This is a genomic window from Amycolatopsis sp. NPDC051716, from assembly GCF_040681595.1.
Classification (GTDB): Bacteria; Actinomycetota; Actinomycetes; order Mycobacteriales; family Pseudonocardiaceae; genus Amycolatopsis.
Map to the genome: position 1 here is coordinate 1 of NZ_JBFAZA010000087.1, position 4,885 is coordinate 4,885.

The 4,885-nt window shown below is 37.0% G+C and carries 6 protein-coding genes; all 6 read left to right on the forward strand.

The window, feature by feature from the left end; all coding sequences use genetic code 11:
- Positions 1-233, forward strand: a 233-nt coding sequence (locus tag AB0M30_RS47420; RefSeq protein ID WP_364599239.1) for a hypothetical protein, incomplete at its 5' end; no start/stop codon positions are given.
- A 97-nt stretch (positions 234-330) separates the two neighbouring features.
- Positions 331-2,193 (forward strand): heavy metal translocating P-type ATPase, encoded by a 1,863-nt coding sequence (locus tag AB0M30_RS47425; RefSeq protein WP_058212530.1) that lies wholly within the window; start codon positions 331-333, stop codon positions 2,191-2,193.
- A 721-nt stretch (positions 2,194-2,914) separates the two neighbouring features.
- The gene (locus AB0M30_RS47430; protein WP_354792155.1) at positions 2,915-3,127 is read left to right on the forward strand and encodes a heavy-metal-associated domain-containing protein; all 213 of its coding nucleotides are present in this window, start codon (positions 2,915-2,917) and stop codon (positions 3,125-3,127) included.
- A 45-nt stretch (positions 3,128-3,172) separates the two neighbouring features.
- The gene (locus AB0M30_RS47435; protein ID WP_225509929.1) at positions 3,173-3,721 is read left to right on the forward strand and encodes a DNA-binding protein; all 549 of its coding nucleotides are present in this window, start codon (positions 3,173-3,175) and stop codon (positions 3,719-3,721) included.
- A gap of 85 nt (positions 3,722-3,806) precedes the next feature.
- Positions 3,807-4,496 (forward strand): Crp/Fnr family transcriptional regulator, encoded by a 690-nt coding sequence (locus tag AB0M30_RS47440; protein WP_011834689.1) that lies wholly within the window; start codon positions 3,807-3,809, stop codon positions 4,494-4,496.
- A gap of 66 nt (positions 4,497-4,562) precedes the next feature.
- Complete coding sequence (locus tag AB0M30_RS47445; RefSeq protein WP_058212531.1) at positions 4,563-4,781, forward strand: hypothetical protein; 219 nt, start codon at positions 4,563-4,565, stop codon at positions 4,779-4,781.
- Positions 4,782-4,885 lie beyond the last annotated feature (104 nt).

Here is a 4,885-nt window from a genome sequence, read left to right on the forward strand (position 1 = left end):
GTGGGCCAGCCGGATCGGGAACAGCTTGTCCTCCGGTGCCCACGCGCCATATGGTTGATCAAATTTTGAAAGTAAATAGTCATTTACTAAAAGCAGAGAACAAAAGAGACAGGAAACTGTCTTTTTTGTTTGCTTGGGGTCTGGGGCAAACGCCCAATTTTGGCAACTGCAGTTGCCAAAACTTTCCGCAGGAATCGTCAGACAGACCTTACCTTTATGTTAATAAAGTCTAGTAAGTTATACTTTTTATTTTCTTGATAGTTATCAATTTTTATCTATAAGGGTAGCGCTATACTAGTATCATAAAGAAAATTAAAGGAAGTAGAAAATATGGCAAAAATAACACTGAACTTTCAAAAACGACTTCAACAACACAGTAATCACTTGGTTATCCTCTCAGCCATTCTCATTGTACTCGGATACCTTGGTAAATATGGTGTAAATCAAATATGGATTTGGAATTCGACAATGATTATTGCAAGTATTATCGGTTTTATACCTGTTGCAATTCATGCCTATCAAGCAATCAAAGTGAAACAAATTTCGATTGACCTGCTAGTTTCTATTGCAGTTATCGGTGCTTTGTTCATCGGTGAATATGAAGAATCAGCAATTGTCACTTTTCTCTTCGCTTTCGGTGGATTTTTGGAGAAAAAAACGCTTGAAAAAACGCGATCAAGTATCAAAGAACTCACGAATATGGCACCCAGCACAGCCCTATCTGCTGATGGCGAAGAAATGGACATTGATGAAGTTGAAATTGGCGACAAACTCTTAGTAAAAACCGGACGTCAAGTTCCTGTTGATGGTCGTATTTACCAAGGATCTGGCTATGTCAACGAAGCCAGTATCACAGGTGAATCACGTGAAATCAGAAAGGAAGCTGGTACCAAAGTTTTTGCAGGTTCTATCTTAGAAAACGGTACAATTTACGTAGAAGCAGAAAAAGTCGGCGAAGATACAACCTTTGGTAAAATTATTGAACTTGTCGAAGAAGCCCAAGATACCAAATCTCCTGCTGAGAAATTCATCGACCGCTTTGCTAAGTATTACACGCCAGCGGTACTTGTTATTGCAGCTATTACTTGGGTTTTTAGTCATAATCTAGAACTAGCCATCACGATTCTCGTACTTGGTTGCCCTGGTGCCCTCGTGATTGGTGCACCTGTTTCAAATGTTGCAGGAATCGGGAATGGTGCAAAAAGAGGCGTCCTTATCAAGGGAGGTGATGTTATGAATACCTTCAGTCACATTGATACGCTTCTGTTTGATAAGACGGGTACTCTGACGAAAGGCAATACAGAAGTTGTTGTTGTCAAAAATTATGGTGCTTCAAAAGAATTGATTGATGCAGTTGCTTCAGCAGAAAATGAATCTGATCACCCATTAGCAACGGCAGTTGTACGCATGATCGGAAAATTCAATCCTATCAAATTTGAAAAAACGGACGTTGTTAAAGGACAGGGAATCATCGCAGACAACCTATTGATTGGTAATGAAAAAATGATGGTGGTTAATCATATTACGATTTCTCCCGAGCAGAAACAGGACATCACAGAAATCACTGATTCAGGTGCATCAGTTGTTTTGGTCGCAGCTGATAACAGATTGCAACTAATTTATGGTATTGCGGACGAAATACGTTCTGGTGTCAAAGAATCCCTCGAAGAACTACGCCACGAAGGTATTTCTCGTATGATTATGCTGACTGGAGACAACGAGACAACAGCTAAAGCAGTCGCCGCCCAACTCGGCATCGATGAAGTACGTGCCAATCTCATGCCTGAAGAAAAAGCTGAAGTTGTCAAATCACTCAAAAACTCTGGTAAAAAAATTGCTTTTATCGGTGATGGTGTCAACGATTCTCCTAGTTTGGCACTTGCTAATATAGGTATCGCAATGGGTTCTGGTACTGATACTGCGATTGAAACGTCCGATATCGTGCTAATGAAGTCTAGTTTTGATGAACTTGTCCACGCATATGGTTTAAGTAAACGCACGGTTGCCAACATGACACAAAATATTGTGATTGCGATTGTAGTTGTGCTCTTTTTACTGGCTAGTCTAATCCTTGGAGGTACAGGCTTAGTACCTAGTTTCGTCAACATGGGAACAGGTATGTTCGTCCACGAAGCTAGTATCCTCATCGTCATTGTCAATGGCATGCGACTGATTAGGTATCGAGAGAAATAGAAGAATGGAAACAAACCAAAATTTACGCGGTTTGTTTTCTTTTTTTTTGAGAGGAATTAATTTTTTGGTATCAATAAATTTTATAATAACTTTATCAAAAATAATTTGATAAAATCATCGAGACATTTTCGATGGCTTCTAGAATCTTTACAATTAAAGTTTTCCTTGCTAATAGGGACGTTCAATACGAGATTGAATTTGAGGTCGTGAAGTAGACTATCGCAGGCAATGTAGCAAGTTAGGGATTTGAACTTATTTAAAAGCTTTGATAGCTATCTCAATATAACTTTTTTATAAAAATAGATAGTGAGTTCCAAATGACAATTATTTAAAAAAGGGAAACTCGCACATTTACTAGATAGGAGGATTATCAGGTAAGAAGGTATATGTCGTTTTCAGAGCACTTCAAACATTTTATGGATGAAGGACGCTTACAAAAAGTGACTAATGGATTTGATCTTTTAATTTTATACAGGCAAAATTAGGGAATAATTTAAACACCGTTCCGCGGACCGTCTCGGTAGACTCTAGTTGATGCTACTTTACGCTCCTCATATCAGGTTATTCAGCGTTAAAAAAGAGAGTTGAGAAATTTTATCATTTTGTAGATAAAAAAATAAAACTGTTATTCTTGATAGATATCAATTTTTTGTTAGTACTGACGAGCTATAATTAATTTATAAAGAAAGAGAAAGAGGTAAATCTTATGTCAAAAGTAATTATGAGACTCAATGAATTAAGCTGCCCATCTTGTATGGCAAAAATCGAAGCTGCAATGACTACAACTAAAGGCGTAGCAAATGCAAAAGTACTTTTCAATGCATCAAAAGTTAAAGCAGAATTTGACGAAAATGTTGTCAGTACTGATGAACTTATCAGCAAGGTTGAGAAACTTGGATATCCTGTTTTGAGTAGCAAAGTAACTGTTGTGTGATTTATACCAGGAAAGATACCACTATAAATTGAATAAAGGAAAAAAATGATGACTAAATTAATGATTGATGAAAAATATGCTAAAGAACTTGATAAAGCAGAGATTGACCACCACAAACCTACGGCTGGTGCGATGCTAGGACATGTCTTATCCAATTTGTTCATAGAAAATATACGACTGACTCAAGCAGGAATATACGCGAAAAGCCCAGTTAAGTGTGAGTATTTACGTGAAATTGCACAAAAGGAAGTTGAATATTTCTTTAAAATTTCGGATTTACTTCTTGATGAAAATGAGATTGTACCAAGTACAACTGAAGAATTTTTAAAGTATCACAAGTTCATTACCGAGGATCCAAAAGCCAAATATTGGACTGATGAAGATCTGCTTGAAAGCTTCATTGTGGATTTCCAAGCACAAAATATGTTCATTACGCGAGCAATCAAGCTAGCAAACAAAGAAGAAAAATTTGCTTTGGCGGCTGGTGTAGTCGAACTTTACGGCTACAATCTTCAAGTTATTCGCAACTTGGCAGGTGACTTGGGTAAAAGCGTTGCTGATTTTCATGACGAAGATGAAGATAATGATAATTAGTTTTTACGAAACTGTAGGCTTTAGTTGAATGAGGCTTGCAGTTTGATAATTTTAGCGCGATAATAAGATAAGGAGAATCCCCAAAATGAGTAAGTATAAACATCATTTTAGTCATCATGAACACCACTGTGTACAGCTCGTGCCACTATTTGGTTTACTTTCAGAAAGTGAATTAGTGCAAGTTGAGCAGGTTGTTAATCATAAAATTTTTGAAAAAGGTGAAACAGTCATCAGCCCCTTTGCAGTGCCTCAACTTGCAATTGTGGCGCATGGTACCTTGAAAATATACCAGCTTTCTAGTGCTGGTAAAGAGCAGTTACTACGTGTGATTGAACCTGGTGGATACGCAGGTGAAGACGCCTTGTTTGGAGTAATGAATGATAATCTCTATGGTGAAACATTGGAAGAAACGCAAATTTGCTTTTTGCGACAACAAGATTTCAAAAATTTGTTGTTAAAATATCCCGAGCTCAGTTTGAAATTGCTTGAAACCACCGTGAGAAGAGCTGCGGAAATGCAATATCAAGCACAATTTCTCATGATGGAAGATGTTGAAAGTCGAATCGCTAATTATCTTTTGCAACTCGTCAAAGTAGTAGATTCAAATTCTGTTATGATTCCAATGAAAATGAAAGATCTTGCAACGTTCATCGGAACAACTCCCGAAACTATTTCTCGTAAGTTCAAAATACTCGAAGAAAAAGGATTCATTGAGCGCCGAGGAAAGATAATCAAAATACTAGATATTGATAGCCTTGAAGATGATTACGCTTAAAATGGTCTAAAGAGCCAATAGATTCTGATCCTACACAAGATCCAGACCTAATGCCAGATTGGACCAATGTCAAATATTTACACACAAAATGAAAGGGTATTTACATTATTTGCAATTGCTCAGGCAATTCCGGTATTCAATGTAGCAGTAGATGCAATTTCTTTAACTTTAACCACACTTTGGGGAGGAAGAATAGGAGCAGAAGATATAATCTTACTGGTATCTTATATAATTAATTTTATAAATTATCAAAATGGAGCTTCTTCATGTTTTAACTCATTATGAAAATTATAACCGCAACTTTACTTTTAGTAATTTCTTTATTAGGAATTTTAGGAACAGCATTTCTCTACTTAGGAGAATTAACTCAAGGAAAGGGGGAGGGTATT

Excerpts from the sequence above, each read along its gene's own strand:
- AB0M30_RS47425 (WP_058212530.1), top strand. The coding sequence starts at position 331 with ATGGCAAAAATAACACTGAACTTTCAAAAACGACTTCAACAACACAGT.
- AB0M30_RS47430 (WP_354792155.1), top strand. The coding sequence starts at position 2,915 with ATGAGACTCAATGAATTAAGCTGCCCATCTTGTATGGCAAAAATCGAA.
- AB0M30_RS47435 (WP_225509929.1), top strand. The coding sequence starts at position 3,173 with ATGATGACTAAATTAATGATTGATGAAAAATATGCTAAAGAACTTGAT.
- AB0M30_RS47440 (WP_011834689.1), top strand. The coding sequence starts at position 3,807 with ATGAGTAAGTATAAACATCATTTTAGTCATCATGAACACCACTGTGTA.
- AB0M30_RS47445 (WP_058212531.1), top strand. The coding sequence starts at position 4,563 with ATGTCAAATATTTACACACAAAATGAAAGGGTATTTACATTATTTGCA.